The following is a 17,627-nucleotide window of genomic DNA, read 5'->3' as shown; positions in this document are numbered from 1 at the left end:
TCCGCTCAGCGCAGGACCGAGGAGAAGTCCACGTCCTTGGCGACGTAGATGTTCACGATCGAACCCTGATTGACGGTGATCGTCGCCGGACGGTTCACGCTCTTGTCGACCGCCTGGTTGGCCAGACGCTCCATCGCACGCGCGGTGTTGCTTTCATACGGCTGGGTGATCACGGTGCCACCGTTGGTCACCGTGGTGCTTTCCGGGCCGTTGTCGGCCGCGGCGTACTTGAAGGCGTCGCTGATCAGGCTGATCAACAGCGCCGAGGCGATGCGGCTGCCCCAATGCGCGTCGTATTGGCCCGGAACACCCGCGCCGCCGAGGTTGTCGACACCCGGGCTTGCCATGTTCACGTCCAGACCGGTCGGCGTGGTGATGCGATCCCACAACACGGCGACACGCTTGAGGTCGCCAGCATTGCCCTGGTAACGGCCGGAGACCTTCGAGCCCTTCGGCAACAGCAGGCGGCGGCCGTTGACCGAGTAAATCGGCTCGGTGACCACGCAGGACGAGAAGCCCGGGATGTCGGTGACGATTCGGGTTTCCATCACGCAGCGGATGTAGGTACCGCGCAGCAACAGCGTATCGGGGTTGTACAGCGGCTGCGCCGAAGCGATCTCTCGGTCGGGCTTGGCCGCCGCTGCCTGTCCTCCGCCCTGCTGCTGGGCGATCAGCGACGCCATGTACTGCTGATCGGCCGACACACCTGCGTCCTCGGGGTTGCCCTGGTTCGAGCCACCCTCGCCCAGCATGCGGCGTTCCAGCAGAGACGGGCCGCGGTCGCGCTGCTCGCCTTGAGCCGCGGCGATATCCTGCGACGAAGCCGGCGGGGGTGCGGACGGCGACTGCACCACATCGATCGGGTCCGGCGGAGTCGGCGGCAACGGCGGCAACGGCGGCGGCTGGGTGCCTACCGGCGCCTCGGGCACATTGACGACTTCTTCGTCGACCTTCTTCGGCTCATCGTCACCGGAAGTGGCGCTCTTGAGCAGGAAGAATGCGCCGACCAGCAACAGCAGCACGATTCCGCCGAGGAACAACAACGCCTTTCGATTCAGGCGCTGCACGTCGGTGCTTTTGAGCATCGGCGCGTTGGCGTCCAGATCCGGCGAACCGGCCGCGCCACCACCGCCTTGCTGGCCGTAATAGGGATTGGAGCCGGCGTAGCCGTAGCTGCCGCCTTCCTGCGGAGTGCCGTTGTCGGGCTGACCCGGCTGATTGGGAGGCATGTTCTGGCTCATTTCTGCTTCTTCCTGCGCAGACCGACGACGTTATTGCCGTGACGGATGATCAAGTAGGGGTATGTGCCGTGAATCACGATCGTGTTGCCCTCGACCGTGGTGTTGACGACGAAATCTTCGCTGCCTTCGCGCTCGCGTCCGAACACCGCCGGGAAATTGCCGGTCGGCAAGTTCTTGAGGCCGCTGATCTTGACGTAGGTAAACTGGCCGTCGTCGTACACGTTGCTGGGCACCAGCCAGGATTGCTTCTTGCGGCTGGAAAATTGGTAATCGAAGTTGTAGACGCGGTTCTTGTCCAGCGTCGTGTTCAACTCCGTGCTCACCTGTGCGGTGCTTTCCTGCGCCTTGGAGAACTCGGTGCCGTTGGGATACACGAACTTGATCTTGTACTGCACGCCGGCCTGCTTGGCCTGCTCGAGCACGCGCCAGTCGGTCGCCACCACCTTCAGTTCCAGGATGTACGAGTGCGTCGTAGTCCGGATCATCATGTTGGTGTCGACGTCGGTGTTCTTCGGCTTCAGATAGAAGATGTTGTCGCGACGGCTCAGATCCCAGCCGCTGCTGAAACCGGTGCTGTAGTCGAGGATGTTTTCGCTGGGGCTCAATTCGATCTGAGTGGTGATACCCAAGCCGGTACGCACCTGATAGATGCGGTTGGCCTCGTACTCATACTCCTGTACCACCTGCGCCGAGGCAGGCAAGGCCAGACCGGAGACCGCCAACAAAAATAGGGCGATCAGACTGTGTTTACGCAAGCAGTTCATCGGGTGCTGACTCCATTCGCAGTACCGGTCGGTGCGGGTGCAGGTGCCGCCGGCGTGCCAGCCGGCTGGGCGGGATTCGGGACCGGCGCGACGCCGGGTTGCGGGGCGACGCCGGGTTGCGGCGGCACGGTGCCCGGCGGATACGCGGCCGGAGCCGGAGCCGCGCCGGGAATCGGCTGGCCGGTGGCCGGGTCGATCGCGGGCGCCGTGGGCGCGGGGGGCGTCGCGCTTGGAACCGGCAGGCCGGTCGCCGGATCGATTGACGGTACCGGAGGCGTGGCGCCCGCGGTGGCCGGCGCCGAACCCACCGGGTACTCCGGCGCAATCGGCGGCGACGGCGCGTAATCGTTGTCGACGCGGTAGCTGGTGACCTGGAAGCCCATCGGATTGAGGACGCGGTTGGCGTCGTCCATCTTCAGATTCGACTTGTAGGTGTACTCGATCGCGGCGATCTTGCTGTCGATCGGTGTCTGTCCGCCGGTTTCCTTGCTGAACAGGCTACGCTGGAAACGCACCGAGGCGGTCTTGGTAGCGCCGTCGCCGGCGTGCAGTTGGATGCTCAGGATGCGTACGCGAACCGTCTTGTTCTTGCCGAACAGGGTGATCGGGTTGTTCGGATTGAGTTTCGAAAAGACGTTTTCGTAGGACCTGCTCACTGACGGCGTAGCCATCGCGAACACCGTCGCCCAATCGCGGTCGCCGATCTGCGAGTAATCGAAGGATTCGCGAGCCATCACGAAGTGCGAGATGTTGCTCTTATTGATCGCCTCGCTGGAGGTGATGCTGTTCTGGCTGAAGTCGTCGCGCAGCCGCGCGACCGTGGCCGTGCCGGTGTAGGCGTCGGCCATGACCAGGTACGGCACCTTCTCCTTCAGCGGCAGGAAGTAGAAATAACCGCCGGCAAGGATCAGCGACATGATGATGGACGCGAAGGCCACCATCCACGCGCGCTTCTCGCTGCGCCGCGCCAGATCGGCGACGGTGACCTCGAAATTCACCGCCTTGGCGACGGCGTTTTCCACCTGCGGAGTTACGTTCTTTTTTCCGAACATCTATGTTGCATCCATAACGATGGAAGTTCGCGGCGCGCCGATCGGATCCGGACCCGATCAGCGCGATGTCTCCGCCGGCGCGGACGATCGGACGATCAGGGAGAAGGCGCCGCCGCGGCCGGTGCCGAAACCGCCGAACGCACCACGATCTGGTCGCCCTCGCGCGCGATGACCACACCGTGGCCGCCGTACGCGGTGTTCAGCTGCGCGACCGCGTCGGGCAGGCTGGTGGTGTTGATCTGGGATACGCCCTGGTGCAGGGTGAAATCCGAATAGTGCTGGTAATCCAGCTTCATGTTCGAATCCTTGGCCCAGCGCGTGAGCATGTTCTTGAGCGTGCCGTCCATCGGCGACGGGTAGAACACGTACGACTTGTGCAGCGGAATCTCGTCGGGAATTTCGGCGTAACGGTTCACCGGCTTCCAACGGCCGCCGAAGTCCGCCGCGGGGCGAGTACCGCAGCCCGTCAGCGCCACCGCCAGCAGAATCGCGGTCAACAGACGCGGGCTGATTGCAATTGAATTTCTCACGCTTTCCCCTGCCATAGGTTGATCTTGTACCCGCAGTCGTCCGGACGGTGCCTGGGCGCGGGCGTATTCGGCCACGTGCGCATGGCACCGTGTTTGCGGTGTTATCGGAATTGAGGCGGCCAAGCAAAGGCCGACCAAACTGAGACAAAGGACACGCTTTGCGCGCGCGGGTGCGTAACGTCAGCCCGCTTTGTGCCGGGTCGCGACGACATGGCCACGCCGGATGCACGGCTCACGATGTTCGTTCTGTCCATGAACTCCCCCTACTATCGACTAACTCTTCCGAGCGCTAGTGACACTCGTACCCAAAGAGTAGTCCGAACCTGAAGCTTACGACAAGTGGGTATGAGATATCCATCGCAAGAATGCAATTAAAGTGAGACCAACCTCTTGATAGCGGCATCTAACGTGGCCCGATTCTTGGCGAAGCACAGTCTCGCCAGGCGCTGCCCTTCCGGTGGCGACTCGTAGAACGGCGACAGCGGGATCGCCGCGACGCCCTTTTCCACGGTGAGCCAACGGCAGAAGTCGGCGTCGTTCATATCGCTGACTTGCGAGTAGTCGACCAGTTGGAAATAGCCCCCCGGGACCGGCAAGGGCTTGAGCCGCGTGGTCAATAGTTGCTCGCGGAAACTATCTCGCTTGTCCTGATAGAAGTATCCCAGCTGTTGATAGTGCTCAGGCTCAGCTTCGATCATCTCCGCGAACGCCCACTGTGCTGGAGCGAAGCTGCAAAAACTATTGTACTGATGGACTTTACGCAGTTCGGCGGACAAACCGGCCGGCGCGATGCAATAGCCGATCTTCCAGCCGGTGCAATGGTAGGTCTTGCCGAAGCTGGACACCACGAAGGCGCGCTCGCGCAGCTGCGGGTAGCGCAGCACCGATTCGTGGCGGCGGCCGTCGAAGACGATGTGTTCGTAGACCTCGTCCGACAGCAGCCACAGGCCGGTGTCGTCGAGCAGTTCGCCCAGGCGGGCGATGTCGTCGGCATCGAACATGGCGCCGGACGGGTTGTGCGGCGAATTGATCATCAGCAGACGGGTCTTCGGCGTGACCGCCGCGCGCACCCGGTCCCAGTCCACGGCGAAGGTCCGAGGGTCCAGCGGCACATGCACGGCGCGGCCGCCGGCCAGGTCGATCGCCGGCTCGTAGCTGTCGTAGCACGGGTCGAGCACGATCACTTCCTCGCCCGGCCGGACCACCGCCTGGACCGCGTCGAAGATCGCTTCGCTGGCGCCGGAGACCACGGTGACTTCGCTGTCGGCGTCGGGGAGATAGCCGTAGCACAGCTCGGTCTTGGCGGCGATGGCCCGGCGCAGGGCCGGGATGCCGGTCATCGGCGCGTACTGATTCTTGCCTTCGCGCATGGCGCGGCCGAGGGCTTCGACCAGGCGCTGCGGCACGTCGAAATCCGGGAAGCCCTGCCCCAGGTTGACCGCTTGGTGCTCCAGCGCCAGTTGCGACATCACGGTGAAAATGGTGGTGCCGACTTTCGGCAGCTTGGTGGCTAGCGTCATGGCTTGGAAACGGAAGGCCTGCGGGGATGCAGAGTGTACGGAATGTCAGTTGCGCCCAGTGAGACCGCACGCGGCCGTGGCCGGATGATGCGAAGACATATGAATATGACGGCGCCGCGCTGGACAGCGCGACATCGGGCCGGTCCACTGCGGTGGCCGGCCCCGCCCGTCGGCGCGATTTGCACCGCCGCGACCGCCCCAGGACACTGCCCTCATGCGCGAACTGCAGGTCGTCAATGCCGCCGAGCTGGCCCTGGCCTACGCCGCCGCGGAGTATGCGGTGGCCCTGGACGGCGATGCGCTGCCATTGCGGGTCGGCCGTCCCGCGCGCGACCTGGAAGCCTACTGGCCGGCCGCCCGCTATCTGTTCGTGAGCGCCTGGAACCCGGCTTCGCAACCGCATTCGGACAGCGCCAATCAGGCCGCCGACGAGCGCCTGGTCGCGCGCCTGGACGCAGCCAGAGTGCAACGCCACGCCGCCTGGGCCCAGGACGAAGCCGGCCAGTGGCGCGAGCCGGGCTGGCTGCTGGCCGATCTGGACGACGCGATCGCCAACGCCTTGGCCCGCGATTTCGGCCAGGCCGGCGTGCTGGCGTGGCGCCGCGGCGAGCCGGTGCGGCTGCGGATGCTGATCGCGCGGCCGGCGGATGCCGAACCGGGCGAACACACCGACTGGGTGGCGGATTCGGGCTGACCGAAGGCGGCCGGGGCGGCTTTCGGCTTGATCCGGGCTGCCGTTGCCGCACACCACCGCCGATACCGATGCCGGTACGAGACCTTTTGTGGGAGGGGCTTCAGCCCCGACGCTTTTCGATCGGTGACCGCAACCGCAACGAAAGGCGTCGGGGCTGAAGCCCCTCCCACAAGAGATCTCCCCACCGCGCTGCAGGCTCGAGCCGATCGGGCTCGCTACGACTGAGGAGAAGCATCGGCCCTCCTTCACCGAGCCCAGCACCGAGCCCAACGCTCACGACCCCGGCGACTCGCATAAAATGCCGGTCCCGCGGCCCCGTCGGTCGTCCGTCCAAGCCTGATGCCGCCTTCCGAACCCTCCGCTCCCCCGCTGCTCCTGGCGCGCGGTCTGCGCTTTACCCGCAACGACGAGCCGGTGTTCGGTCCGCTGGACTTCGCCGTCGACGCAGGCGAAGCCTTGCTGGTACAGGGCGATAACGGCGCCGGCAAGACCACGTTGCTGCGGGTGCTGGCCGGGCTGCTGAGCGCCGAGGACGGCGAGGTCGAACTCGACGGCCACCGCTCCGATCCGGCCCGGCGCGCCCGCGCGATCGCCTACCTGGGCCATTTGCCTGGGCTCAAGGCCGACTTGAGCGCGTTGGAGAACCTGGATTTCCTGTGCGGCCTGCAAGGCCGGCGGCGCAGCCAGTTGCCGTCCGATGCGCTGGCCATCGTCGGCCTGGCCGGTTACGAAGACGCCTTGGCCCGGCAATTGTCGGCCGGCCAGAAGAAGCGGCTGTCGCTGGCCCGCCTGTGGATGTCGCCGGCACCGCTGTGGCTGCTCGACGAACCCTACGCCAACCTGGATCTGGAAGGCATCGAGCTGGTCAACCGGATGGTCCAGGCGCATCTGCGCGAGGGCGGCGCGGCGTTGGTGACCACCCATGGCGCATATGCGGCACCGCCGGTACGTACGCGGCTGCTGGTGATGGAGAAGGTGGTATGAACGCGTCGGCGGGATCGCACCCAAAGTCGCCCGGCGACGGCGCGGCCATGCCTGGGCTGATCGGCTCGGCGCGTGCATTGCTCGCGCGCGACCTGCGCCTGCTCTGGCGCCGCCGCGGCGATGCGCTGCAGCCGGCCCTGTTCGCGCTGCTGGTGGTGATGCTGTTCGCGCTGGCCCTGGGCGGCGACCGGACCGCGCTGGCCAAAGTCGCCGCCGGCGTGCTGTGGCTGGCTTCGCTGCTGGCCGGGCTGCTGGCGCTGGACACCTTGTTCCGCGGCGATGCCGAGGACGGTTCGCTGGAGCAATGGATGCTCGCGCCGGTGCCGCTGGGCTGGCTGGTGGCGGTCCGCACGTTCATGCATTGGGCCACGACTTCATTGCCGCTGTTGATCGCCACCCCGTTCCTGGGCGAGCTGTTGTACCTGCCGCGCGAACAGTTGCCGGTGCTGCTGATGTCGCTCGCGTTGGGCACGCCGTTGCTGAGCCTGCTCGGCGCGGTGGTCGCCGCGCTGACGGTCGGGATGCGGCGCTCTGGTATCCTGGTGGCCTTGTTGGCGCTTCCGTTGTACGTTCCAGTGCTGGTATTCGGCGCGGGCAGCGTGGCCCGCTCGGCCCAGGGATTGGACCCGGTAGGCGCTTTGCTGTTGCTGGCCGCCGGTCTGGTGGTGGCGCTGCTGCTGGCGCCGTTGGCGGCGGCCGCGGCGATCCGCATCGCGCTGAACTGACGGCGCGGCCGCATAGTCGGAACTCAAGGTACTGACCCATGCGGCAGCCCGGCTGCCGCGCCCCTACCGTCCAGGCCGCTCGCGACCCAGACGCCAAGACCTTCGAACGAACCACTGAATGAATCCACTCGTCCGCTGGTTTCACAAACTCGGTTCGCCGCCCTACTTCGACCGCTTCGCCGCGCGCTGGGCGGTCTGGGGCTACGGGCTGGGTTTGCTGGTGATGGCCTGGGGCCTGTACGGGGCCTTGTTCCAGGTGCCGGCCGACTATCAACAAAAAGACAGCTTCCGCATTCTTTACATCCACGTGCCCAGCGCATGGATGAGCATGGCGGTGTACGGCCTGATGGGCTTGTACGCGGCGATCGCGCTGATCTGGCGGATCAAGCTGTGCGAGATCCTGGCCATGGCCTGCGCGCCGATCGGCGCAGGCTTCACCCTGATCACCCTGGCCACCGGTTCGATCTGGGGCAAGCCGATGTGGGGCACCTGGTGGGATTGGGATCCGCGCCTGACCACCGAGTTGATTCTGTTGTTCCTGTACCTGGGCGTGATCGGCCTGTACCACGCGATCGACGACCGCCGCGCCGCCGCGCGCGCGGCCGGCCTGCTGGCCATCGTCGGCGTCGCCTTGCTGCCGGTGATCCGTTATTCGGTGGTGTGGTGGAACTCGCTGCACCAGGGCCAGACCATCAGCCTGCTGGGCAAATCGGCCATGGACCCAAGCATGCTGGCGCCGCTGATCTGGATGGTGATCGGCACCAAGCTGTGGTTCGTCGGCGCGCTGCTGACGCGTGCGCGCGCCGACAATCTGCGCCGCGAACAGGGCAAGGCCTGGGTCGCCGATCTGGCCGGCACCGCGACCGGATCCGGCAAAGCCGCGGAGGATGCGCGCTGATGGAATACCGCAACTATGTCATTGCCGCCTACGCGGTCTTCGTCCTCGTGCTGGGCTGGGATTTCATCGCCAGCCGGCTGCAGATCCGCCGCGAGCTGCGCAATGCGCGCATGCGCGCGACGCGCGGTGCGGCGCGCCGTCCCAACAGTGAATTGAGCCGATGAACCCTACCCGCCGCCGCCGTCTGCTCTGGGTGCTCGGCCTGGTCGCCGCCGCGGGCGTGGCCACCGCGCTGGTCGCCACCGCCCTGCAGCGCAACGTCGCCTACCTCTACACCCCCAGCGAAATATTGCGCGGCGAAGCCGGCGAACACGCGCGCTTCCGCCTCGGCGGCATGGTCGCGGCCGGCTCGTTCCAACGCGCGCCCGGTTCGATGGATGCCAGCTTCCGGGTCACCGACGGCGACGCGGAGATGCCGGTGAAGTACAGCGGCATCCTGCCCGATCTGTTCCGCGAGAAGCAGGCGGTGGTGGCGACCGGCCGCATGCAGGGCGATGTCTTCCTCGCCGAGGAAATCCTCGCCAAGCACGACGAGACCTACATGCCCAAGGAAGTCGCCGACAAGATGGGGCAGGCGCATAAGAAGCACGATGTCGCCGCGCCGGGCGGGGCGGAGGCTCCGCGTTGATCTATTTCGCTGTTGGAGCAAAAGCGAATCCCCCCTGCCTCCCTTTTTCAAAGGGACGGGACGAGGTGACACACGAAGGTCTGTGTCGCCATGCCGAAGGCGGAAACTTGCGCGCTGCCAATACTCACGCCGTGACTGCCGCACGAATGATCTCTACGCATCAGGAGGGTCCAGGCCGACTCCCTCTTTCGTCGGTTATCGGAACCGCCGCCAACCACCGCAAGCCCCGCAACAAGGCGACACCCCATGCTGCCTGAACTCGGCCAGATCGCCCTGATCCTCGCCTTGCTGATCTCGATCGTGCAGACGGCATTGCCGCTGCTCGGCGCGCACCGCGGCATCGACTCGTGGATGGCGATCGCGCGTCCGGCCGCGTATTCGCAATTGCTGTTGATCGGCTTCGCGTTCGTGATCCTGACCCAGGCCTTCGTCGCGCAGGATTTCTCGCTGCGCTACGTCGCCGAAAACAGCAACTCGCTGTTGCCGATGGCGTATCGCTATTCGGCCGTGTGGGGCGCGCACGAAGGCTCGCTGCTGCTGTGGGCCCTGGTGCTGGCGCTGTGGACCGGCGCGGTCGCGAAGTTTTCCAAGGCCCTGCCCGCGCCGGTGATCGCGCGGGTGCTCGGGGTGATGGGCGTGATCAGCATCGGTTTCCTCGCGTTCCTGATCTTCACCAGCAATCCGTTCGCGCGGCTGCTGCCGGCGGTGAACGAGGGCCGCGATCTGAATCCGTTGCTGCAGGACCCGGGCCTGATCATCCATCCGCCGATGCTGTACGTCGGCTACGTCGGCTTCAGCGTGCCGTTCGCCTTCGCCATCGCCGCGCTGCTCGACGGCAAGGTCGATGCGCGCTGGCTGCGCTGGACGCGGCCGTGGACGAATGTCGCCTGGGCGTTTCTGACCCTGGGCATCGCGTTGGGTTCGTGGTGGGCGTATTACGAACTCGGCTGGGGCGGCTGGTGGTTCTGGGATCCGGTGGAAAACGCCAGCTTCATGCCGTGGCTGGCCGGCGCGGCACTGCTGCATTCGCAAGCGGTCACGGAAAAACGCGGCAGTTTCCGCGGCTGGACTTTGTTGCTGGCCATCGCCGCGTTCTCGCTGTCGCTGCTGGGCACCTTCCTGGTCCGCTCGGGCGTGCTGACCAGCGTGCACGCCTTCGCCGCCGATCCCTCGCGCGGTTTGTTCGTGCTGATCTTCCTGGGCATCGTCATCGGCGGCTCCTTGCTGCTGTATGCGCTGCGCGTGCCGTCGAGCGAAGCCGACCCGGGCAAGCCGTTCGAACTGTCTTCGCGCGAGACCCTGCTGCTGGCCAACAACCTGCTGCTGACCACGGCCTGCGCGATGGTGCTGCTGGGCACTTTGTATCCCCTGCTCGCCGATGCGCTGAACCTGGGCAAGATTTCGGTCGGCCCGCCGTACTTCGCGCTGATGTTCGTGTTGCTGATGACGCCGCTGGTGTTGCTGCTGCCGTTCGGGCCGTTGTTCCGCTGGCAGCGCGAGCAAGCGTCCAAGCCGCTGGCGATGTTGATTCCGTGGGCCGGGCTTGCGCTGGGCTCGGCGATCGCCGCGTATTTCCTGGCCCCGCAGGGCCCGTGGAAGGTCGCCGCCGGCGTCGGCGGCGCGGTCTGGGTCGCGGCCGGAACCTTGCGCTTCGTGTGGACGCGACTGCGCGGCAACGGCAGCCGCTTCACCGCCGAGATGCTCGGCATGACGCTCGCGCACCTGGGCGTGGCGGTGTTCCTGATCGGCGCGTTGTTGGTCGAGGGCCTGAGCGTGCAGCGCGAAGTGGCGCTCGCGCCGGGCAAGAGCCTGGACCTGGGTCGCTATTCGTTCCGCTTCGATCACGTCAAGCACAGCGTCGGGCCCAATTACGAAGCCGACTACGGCACGGTCACGGTGTTCGACGGCGACGAGGTGCTGACCGTGCTGCATCCGGAGAAACGCGCCTACGTCAGCGGCGGCCAGGTGTTGACCGAAGCGGCGATCGCGCGCGGCATTACCCGCGACTTGTACGTCGCCCTCGGCGAACCGCTCGGCGACGGCGCCTGGGCGGTTCGCGTGCATATCAAGCCGTTCGTGCGCTGGATATGGCTCGGCGCGCTGTTGATGATGCTGGGCGGGTTCGTCGCGGCGACGGATCGGCGGTTCCGGCCGAAACTCGCGCACGATGCGCACGCACCCAAGCCCGATCCGTTCGCAGCGACGATGGCCGATGGCCCGACGGCGTTCTGGGAAGAAAAGCGTTACCGCGACAACGACAGTTCATCGCCTGGCGATGGGCTCGTCGATGCGCTCGATGGAGACCGCACATGAACAACAGTCGCTGGCTGCCGTTGGCCGTTTTCGCCGTACTCGCGGTGCTGCTGGGCGCCGGCGTCTGGCTCAGCCGCAATCCCGATCGCGAGAAACTGCCTTCGCCGCTGATCGGCAAGCCGGCGCCGCAGTTCTCGCTGCCGGTGCTGCACGAAGCCGGCCGCCTGATGTCGACCCAGGATCTGCGCGGTGCGCCGTACTTGCTCAACGTCTGGGGCAGCTGGTGCCCGGCCTGCCGCGACGAACATCCGGTACTGACCCGTTTCGCCGAAACCAAGCGCCTGCGCGTGATCGGTTTCAACTGGAAGGACGAACACGCCGACGCGATGCGCTGGCTGGAGCAGTACGGCAATCCTTATTTCGTCGTGGTCGCCGATTACGAAGGCAAGGCGGCGATCGATTGGGGCATCTACGGCGCGCCGGAAACCTTCCTGGTCGACGGCCGCGGCATCGTACGCTGGAAGTTCGTCGGGCCGCTGACGGATAAGGTCATCGCCAACGAACTGCTGCCGATCTTGTCCGATATCGAGAAATCGCGATGAAGCTGGGCGGGAAAAACAAATCCCCCCTGTCGCCCCTTTTGCAAAGGGGGGAACCCGTTGTGCGAGTACGCATCACCCCGGACGCTCTTGCTGTTCCCTCCTTTAAAAAAGGGAGGCAGGGAGGATTTGCTTTTTCGCAGTTCGCCCGGCGCCTGATCGCTGGCGCCGCCTTGACCATCGCATTGAGCCTGAGCGTCAGCGCCCCGCTGACCGCGCAACCCGCCAACGACCCCGCTCCGCTGAGCTTCACCAGCGACGCGGAAGAACGCCGCTTCCACGCGATGGTCGCCGAACTGCGTTGCGTGATGTGCCAGAACCAGTCGCTGGCCGATTCCAACGCCCAGATCGCCCACGATCTGCGCCGCGAAGTGCTCGATCTGATGCGCCAGGGCAAGACCGACGCGCAGATCAAGGACTTCCTGGTCGCACGTTATGGCGAGTTCGTGCTGTACCGTCCGCAGGTCGAATCCAAGACTTGGCTGTTGTGGTTCGGTCCCGCGCTGGTGCTGTTGGCCGGCGGTTTCGTGCTGGCGCGGGTGATCCGCGCGCGCGGCACGCCCGCGCAGGCCCAGGCCGCGCCCAACGACGAGGATCAAGAGTGGTGATGGCGGTAACGATGACTCAAACCCCCACGGTGGTATTTGTGGCGGTCGGCGCGGCGCTGGTGGTGTTCGTGCTCGGCTACGCGCTGGCGCCGTTGTGGCGCTCGCGACCCGCGCTGGGCGTGGGTCTGGGCTTGGCGTTGACCATCGCCACGGTCGGGCTGTACCTGATCGTCGGCACGCCCAACGCACTCAAGCCCGAGCAACTCCGCGCGCCGCAGACGCTGGCCGAAGCGGTGAGCCAGCTGGAAGCCGAACTCGAACGCGACCCCAATCAGATCGAAGGCTGGCGCCTGCTCGCCAGCGCCTATACCGCCGAGGGCCTGGGCGCCAAGGCGCGCGACGCCTATGCGCGCGCGGTCAAGCTCGCGCCCGACAATCCCGATCTGTTGGCCGAGGCCGCCGAAGCGCGCGCGCTGGCCACCCGCGAGCGTCGCTTCGACGCGCAGGCAGTGAGCATGCTCGAGCACGCGCTGCAGCAGCAGCCGATGCATCAGCGCGCACGTTGGTTCCTCGGCATCGCCCAGCGTCAGGCCGAACAGCCGGCCGAGGCCGCCAAGACCTGGGAACCGTTGCTCAACGTGGTCGACGCAGACACCGCGACCAGTCTGCTCGAACAGATCAACGGCGCGCGCCAGGAAGCCGGATTGGAAGCGCTGTCCGCGCCGGCCGCAGGCGTCGCCGCGACCGCTTCGGCCGCTGGCGGCGGCCTCAAGATCAAGGTCGAGTTGGCGCCCGCGCTGAAGGCGCGCTTGCCGGCCAACGCCAGCGTATTCGTGCTGGCGCGCCAGGTGGCCGGCCCGCCGATGCCGGTCGCGGTCGAAAAACATCCCGCCGCGGCGTTGCCGCTGCAGGTGACCCTCGACGACGGCGACAGCCCGATGCCGACGATGAAGCTTTCGCAGCTCCAGCAAGTGCAAGTGCTGGCGCGCGTGTCCGCGTCGGGCAACGCGATACCGCAAAGCGGCGATCTGACTTCGCAGCCGGTCACGGTACGCACCGACGGCAAGGATGTGGTGACCGTAGTGATCGATCGCGTGGTCGAGTAAGCCAGCGTTCCTGCGCGTGCGGCGGATGCCACACCACTTTTGTGGGAGGGCTTCAGCCCCGACGGCCTCCGATCGCCGCGCGCTACCTGAAAGTTGCACCGCTCCGATCGTCGGGGCTGAAGCCCCTCCCACAAGAGACTTCGCGACAACACTGCGGTCGGCAGCCCGATCTGCCGCATGCAAACGCAAGTCCGATCCCGATCACGGTGCGCAACGATGGTTTAGGCTGGATCGCCGCACCATCACTTCAACCCGAGGACGCCGGCAACGCCGGCCACACGAGCAAGGCATGACCGAATTCATTCCGCCCGGCACCCGTCACATCGACCTGCCCTCGCCGTTTGCGATGAAGCGAGGCGGCGCGCTGCACGGCGCGCGCATCGCCTTCGAGACCTGGGGCGAACTCAACGCGCAACGCGACAACGCCATCCTCATCGTCACCGGCCTGTCGCCGGACGCGCATGCCGCGGCCAACGCCGGCAACCCCGAGCCGGGCTGGTGGGAGGCCATGCTCGGCCCGGGCAAGCCGATCGACAGCGACCACTGGTTCGTGATCTGCGTCAATTCGCTGGGCAGTTGCAAGGGGTCGACCGGCCCAGCCTCGATCGATGCGGCCAGCGGCGAGTTGTACCGGTTGGAATTTCCGGAACTGTCGATCGAAGACGGCGCCGATGCCGCCGCGCACGTGGTGCGCGCCCTCGGCATCGAACGCCTGGCCTGCGTGATCGGCAACTCGATGGGCGGCATGACCGCGCTGGCGCTGCTGGTGCGCCATCCCGGCCTGGCGCGCACGCACATCAACATTTCCGGCGCGGCGCGCGCGTTGCCGTTCTCGATCGCGATCCGCTCGCTGCAGCGCGAAGCCATCCGCCTGGACCCGCAATGGAACCAGGGCCATTACGACGACGCCCACTACCCCGAGTCGGGCATGCGCATGGCGCGCAAGCTCGGCGTGATCACCTACCGTTCGGCGCTGGAATGGGATGGGCGTTTCGGCCGGGTGCGGCTGGATTCGGACCGCGCCGACGAGGAGCCCTTCGGCCTGGAGTTCGAGGTCGAAAGCTACCTGGAGGGCCATGCCCGCCGTTTCGTGCGCCGTTTCGACCCTAACTGTTATCTGTATCTCAGTCGTTCTATGGACTGGTTCGACCTGGGCGACTACTGCGGCGACGCCGACGGCCTCGACAATGATGAACAGGTGCGGCGCGGGCTGGCCTCGATCCGGCTCGAAAAGGCCATGGCGATCGGCGTCCACACCGACATCCTGTTCCCGCTGCAACAGCAGCAGGAAATCGCCGAGGGCCTGCGCGCCGGCGGCGTGGACGCAAGCTTCGTGCCGCTGGAATCGCCGCAGGGGCACGATGCGTTCCTGGTCGATATCGCCCGCTTCGGCCCCGCGGTCGGCGGATTTCTCGCGCAGCTGCGGACAGGCGTAGAATCTGTGGCATGAACGCCACCGACGCCCTGCCCGACCTGGACTTCCCCGGCCACGACAAACTGGTCGCCGCGATCGATGCCGCCGTCGTCGCCGGCGACGAACACGTGGTCACCGCGGCCTTGCGCAACACCTTGTGCAAGATGATCCGCGACCGCGACGTCAACCTGCCCGACTGCGTGTTCGATCCGATCCAGGATCACTACGCGCGCCGCGAGCTCTACCGCAGCCCGCGATTGGGCTACAGCGTGGTGGCGATGACCTGGGGCCCGGGCCAAGGCACGCCGATGCACGATCACAGCGGTTTGTGGTGCGTGGAAGGCGTGTGGGACGGCGAGTTGGAAATCACCCAGTACGAGTTGCTCGAGCGCAACGGCGAGAACTTCCGCTTCCGCGCCGCTGGCGGCATGCACGCCGGACCCGGCAGCGCCGGCAGCCTGATTCCGCCGCACGAGTACCACACCATCCGCAATGCCAGTAACGACTCCGTCGCGGTGTCGCTGCACATCTACAAGGCGCCGATGGAGTGCTGCTCGATGTTCGTCCCGCGCGAAGGCGAATGGTTCCGCCGGGTCGACAAGGCCCTGGAAACCGACGAAGCGGCCTGACCGCATCGCGCCGGGCCTTCGCCCGGTGCGTCAAGCCGTCGGCACTGACATCGGTCAGTACGCAACTACGCACGAATCCGGATAATCCCGATCGCAGTTAGCTCGTTCGCGGGCGACCAGCGCGTTGGCGCGCGCGTGGCCAAGCGCGGTGTTTCGCGCCACTGCAGTTCCCTCCCAGCCGCCGCCCGGAGTTCGCCGATGCTGACCGACCTGCTGCTCGCCGCCGTCCACCACCTGCTGGTGTTCGCCCTGATCGCGATGCTGGTGGCCGAATCGGTGCTGCTGCGCGGGCCGATCGACGCGGCCGTGCTGCGCCGCCTGGCCGGGCTGGACGCCGGATACGGCATCAGCGCGCTGATGCTGTTGGGCGTGGGTGTCGCGCGGGTGATGTACGGCATCAAAGGCCTCGACTTCTACGATCACAACCCGTGGTTCCACGCCAAGTTCGGCGCCTTCATCCTGGTCGGCCTGCTGTCGATCCTGCCGACCGTGCGCTTCCTGCGCTGGCGCAAAGCGCTCAAGGCCGACCCAAATTTCCTGCCGCCCACGCACGAGGTCGGCACCTTGCGCCTGCTTATCCGCTTCGAACTGATCCTGGTCGCGGTGATCCTGGTCTGCGCCGCAGCGATGGCGCGTTACGGCGGGTTCTGAAGCCGGACCACGCCGCTGTTCCCATCAGCCTCAGCTCACCAAGTACGCGCTGAGGTGAAAAGCCAGATTGGCCACCGAATGGGCCAGGAACGGAAACAGCAGACTGCCGCTCTTGAACCGCAGCCAGCCGCCGGCAATGCTGCCGATGAAAGGAAACAAGGCCGACATGGCGTCGAACGAGAACTTGCCGGCCGAATACCCCAGCCCATGCCAAAGGCCGAACACGACGGCGGTTATGCCGATCACCGCCCAGGGCATGCCCTGCTCGCCCGATCGGCCTCGGATCAATCCCAGCAGCAGCGCCGGCGCCACGCCGCGATAAACCAGCTCTTCCGACAATCCGGGCATCGTCGCCTGGAACGCGAGCGTCTCCGCCGACGGCATTCCAGGCCGGAACAGCAACCCCAGCCCCAAGCCCCACAGCACGAACAACCCCAGCGCGATCAGGCACGGCTGGAGATTTCTTTGCGCCAGCGTCAATCCCACCGCTTCGGGTTTGATCCTGAGCGCCAGCACGGCCGCGACGGCCAGAATCAGGCTGTAGAGCTTTCCGGCCCAGTTCCACTGGCCGCCGAAGGGATCCAAGGCCGCCGAACTGGAAGCCAGCCCAGTCACCAGATCGTCGAGCCCGAGATACACGGCGAAGGCGATGCCGACGCCGAAACTCAGGCGTTTGTCGAAAGGCTTGAACAGCGCGAAGACGACGAACGCCGCGATGGCGAAAGCGAGCGAAAAGATGGCTGCGTCCATGTGCCTCTATCGTAAGGTCGCCCGACCGGGCGCGAGCGCTCCGGCTCAGGGCTGTGGTCGGATGTTCGGCACGGAAACAGTGGCGGTCAAGCAGTAGTCGGTCATCGATCCGCGACTCGGGAGCGTCGCTGCCCGGCATCGCCCATACCGCGTCCATCCCGCACCCGGGACGCTCAGACGTCGCGCGTGGGCGCCGCGATCTCCTGCGCGAACACCAGTCGGTGCCCGTCGGGCGTCTGCACGAACATCTCGCGCATGCCCCAGGGCTGGTCGTGCGGCGGCGCCAACGAACCCAAGCCGCGCGCGCGGGCTTGTTCGAACAAGGCATCGATGGCATCGACCACGACGTAACCGAAGTAGTTGTGATCGCCGATCTCGCGCGGCGACAGGGCACCCGGGCAACTGCCCAGGCGCAGATCGCAGGCGCCGCGGCGCAGGAACACCCAGCCCGGCGGCTCCAGCCAGCGTTCGAAGCCGAATCGGGTTTCCCACCACGTCGCGGTGACTTCGGCATCGGGCACCGCGAGCACATAGGCGCTGTGCAAAGGTCGGGCGATATCGGTCATGGGCACGCTCTTCTTGCGGGACGCCGCACTGTACCAATTACCGCCGGCCAGGCGGGAACTGCTCGGGACGATCGG

The 17,627-nt window shown here is 66.2% G+C and carries 19 protein-coding genes and 1 pseudogene; 13 read left to right on the top strand and 7 right to left on the bottom strand.

What is annotated here, in order from left to right:
* Positions 1-5: 5 nt before the first annotated feature.
* The 5 genes from ACTOWJ_RS23695 to ACTOWJ_RS23675 form a co-directional block, all read right to left on the bottom strand.
* Positions 6-1,241 carry a TrbI/VirB10 family protein gene (locus ACTOWJ_RS23695; protein WP_441337075.1) on the bottom strand — a complete coding sequence of 412 codons (1,236 nt, stop codon included), beginning with the start codon at positions 1,239-1,241 and terminating at the stop codon, positions 6-8.
* Positions 1,238-2,005 (bottom strand): TrbG/VirB9 family P-type conjugative transfer protein, encoded by a 768-nt coding sequence (locus ACTOWJ_RS23690; RefSeq protein WP_441337074.1) that lies wholly within the window; start codon positions 2,003-2,005, stop codon positions 1,238-1,240. The genes ACTOWJ_RS23695 and ACTOWJ_RS23690 overlap by 4 nt, the downstream gene beginning before the upstream one ends.
* A complete protein-coding gene (locus ACTOWJ_RS23685) occupies positions 2,002-3,057 on the bottom strand; it encodes a virB8 family protein (RefSeq protein ID WP_441337073.1) in 1,056 nt (351 codons plus the stop codon). The genes ACTOWJ_RS23690 and ACTOWJ_RS23685 overlap by 4 nt, the downstream gene beginning before the upstream one ends.
* Positions 3,058-3,152: 95 nt before the next feature.
* A complete protein-coding gene (locus tag ACTOWJ_RS23680; protein ID WP_441337072.1) occupies positions 3,153-3,587 on the bottom strand; it encodes a hypothetical protein in 435 nt (144 codons plus the stop codon).
* Between the two features lie 371 nt (positions 3,588-3,958).
* Positions 3,959-5,107, bottom strand: coding sequence for a pyridoxal phosphate-dependent aminotransferase (locus ACTOWJ_RS23675; protein ID WP_441337071.1), 1,149 nt, complete (start codon positions 5,105-5,107; stop codon positions 3,959-3,961).
* Between the two features lie 214 nt (positions 5,108-5,321).
* Here ACTOWJ_RS23675 and ACTOWJ_RS23670 point away from each other — a divergent pair, with 214 nt between their 5' ends.
* The 13 genes and pseudogenes from ACTOWJ_RS23670 (at position 5,322) to ACTOWJ_RS23610 (ending at position 16,236) form a co-directional block, all read left to right on the top strand.
* Positions 5,322-5,801 carry a DUF3293 domain-containing protein gene (locus tag ACTOWJ_RS23670; protein WP_441337070.1) on the top strand — a complete coding sequence of 160 codons (480 nt, stop codon included), beginning with the start codon at positions 5,322-5,324 and terminating at the stop codon, positions 5,799-5,801.
* A gap of 339 nt (positions 5,802-6,140) precedes the next feature.
* On the top strand, positions 6,141-6,785 hold the full coding sequence (gene ccmA, locus ACTOWJ_RS23665; protein ID WP_441337069.1) for a heme ABC exporter ATP-binding protein CcmA: 645 nt from the start codon (positions 6,141-6,143) through the stop codon (positions 6,783-6,785).
* 47 nt (positions 6,786-6,832) lie between these two features.
* Entirely contained in the window at positions 6,833-7,510 is a 678-nt protein-coding gene (gene ccmB / locus ACTOWJ_RS23660) for a heme exporter protein CcmB (RefSeq protein WP_441337097.1), read from the top strand.
* A gap of 118 nt (positions 7,511-7,628) precedes the next feature.
* The gene (gene ccmC / locus ACTOWJ_RS23655; protein WP_441337068.1) at positions 7,629-8,408 is read left to right on the top strand and encodes a heme ABC transporter permease CcmC; all 780 of its coding nucleotides are present in this window, start codon (positions 7,629-7,631) and stop codon (positions 8,406-8,408) included.
* Positions 8,408-8,572 carry a heme exporter protein CcmD gene (locus tag ACTOWJ_RS23650; protein WP_441337067.1) on the top strand — a complete coding sequence of 55 codons (165 nt, stop codon included), beginning with the start codon at positions 8,408-8,410 and terminating at the stop codon, positions 8,570-8,572. Before ccmC ends, ACTOWJ_RS23650 begins: the two co-directional genes overlap by 1 nt.
* Positions 8,569-9,036 carry a cytochrome c maturation protein CcmE gene (gene ccmE, locus ACTOWJ_RS23645; RefSeq protein ID WP_441337066.1) on the top strand — a complete coding sequence of 156 codons (468 nt, stop codon included), beginning with the start codon at positions 8,569-8,571 and terminating at the stop codon, positions 9,034-9,036. Before ACTOWJ_RS23650 ends, ccmE begins: the two co-directional genes overlap by 4 nt.
* Before the next feature lie 246 nt (positions 9,037-9,282).
* Positions 9,283-11,187: pseudogene (locus ACTOWJ_RS23640) on the top strand (heme lyase CcmF/NrfE family subunit); the annotation flags it as partial.
* 158 nt (positions 11,188-11,345) lie between these two features.
* Positions 11,346-11,891 (top strand): DsbE family thiol:disulfide interchange protein, encoded by a 546-nt coding sequence (locus tag ACTOWJ_RS23635; protein ID WP_441337065.1) that lies wholly within the window; start codon positions 11,346-11,348, stop codon positions 11,889-11,891.
* A 170-nt stretch (positions 11,892-12,061) separates the two neighbouring features.
* Entirely contained in the window at positions 12,062-12,496 is a 435-nt protein-coding gene (locus ACTOWJ_RS23630) for a cytochrome c-type biogenesis protein (protein ID WP_441337064.1), read from the top strand.
* A gap of 11 nt (positions 12,497-12,507) precedes the next feature.
* Positions 12,508-13,542 (top strand): tetratricopeptide repeat protein, encoded by a 1,035-nt coding sequence (locus ACTOWJ_RS23625; RefSeq protein WP_441337063.1) that lies wholly within the window; start codon positions 12,508-12,510, stop codon positions 13,540-13,542.
* Positions 13,543-13,831: 289 nt separating this feature from the next.
* A complete protein-coding gene (metX, locus tag ACTOWJ_RS23620; protein WP_441337062.1) occupies positions 13,832-14,992 on the top strand; it encodes a homoserine O-acetyltransferase MetX in 1,161 nt (386 codons plus the stop codon).
* Positions 14,989-15,585 (top strand): cysteine dioxygenase, encoded by a 597-nt coding sequence (locus tag ACTOWJ_RS23615; protein WP_441337061.1) that lies wholly within the window; start codon positions 14,989-14,991, stop codon positions 15,583-15,585. The genes metX and ACTOWJ_RS23615 overlap by 4 nt, the downstream gene beginning before the upstream one ends.
* Before the next feature lie 198 nt (positions 15,586-15,783).
* Positions 15,784-16,236: a DUF2214 family protein gene (locus tag ACTOWJ_RS23610; RefSeq protein ID WP_441337060.1), complete on the top strand. Its 453-nt coding sequence runs from the start codon at positions 15,784-15,786 to the stop codon at positions 16,234-16,236.
* A gap of 30 nt (positions 16,237-16,266) precedes the next feature.
* Here ACTOWJ_RS23610 and ACTOWJ_RS23605 read toward each other — a convergent pair whose 3' ends face one another.
* Together ACTOWJ_RS23605 and ACTOWJ_RS23600 are read right to left on the bottom strand one after the other, a co-directional pair.
* A complete protein-coding gene (locus ACTOWJ_RS23605) occupies positions 16,267-16,986 on the bottom strand; it encodes a CPBP family intramembrane glutamic endopeptidase (RefSeq protein WP_441337059.1) in 720 nt (239 codons plus the stop codon).
* 173 nt (positions 16,987-17,159) lie between these two features.
* Entirely contained in the window at positions 17,160-17,552 is a 393-nt protein-coding gene (locus ACTOWJ_RS23600; RefSeq protein WP_441337058.1) for a VOC family protein, read from the bottom strand.
* Positions 17,553-17,627 lie beyond the last annotated feature (75 nt).

Source organism: Lysobacter sp. CA199 (genome assembly GCF_052078715.1).
Classification (GTDB): domain Bacteria; phylum Pseudomonadota; class Gammaproteobacteria; order Xanthomonadales; family Xanthomonadaceae; genus Lysobacter.
Note: the sequence above shows the minus strand (reverse complement) of the source record. Positions and strands in the feature narration are given on the sequence as shown.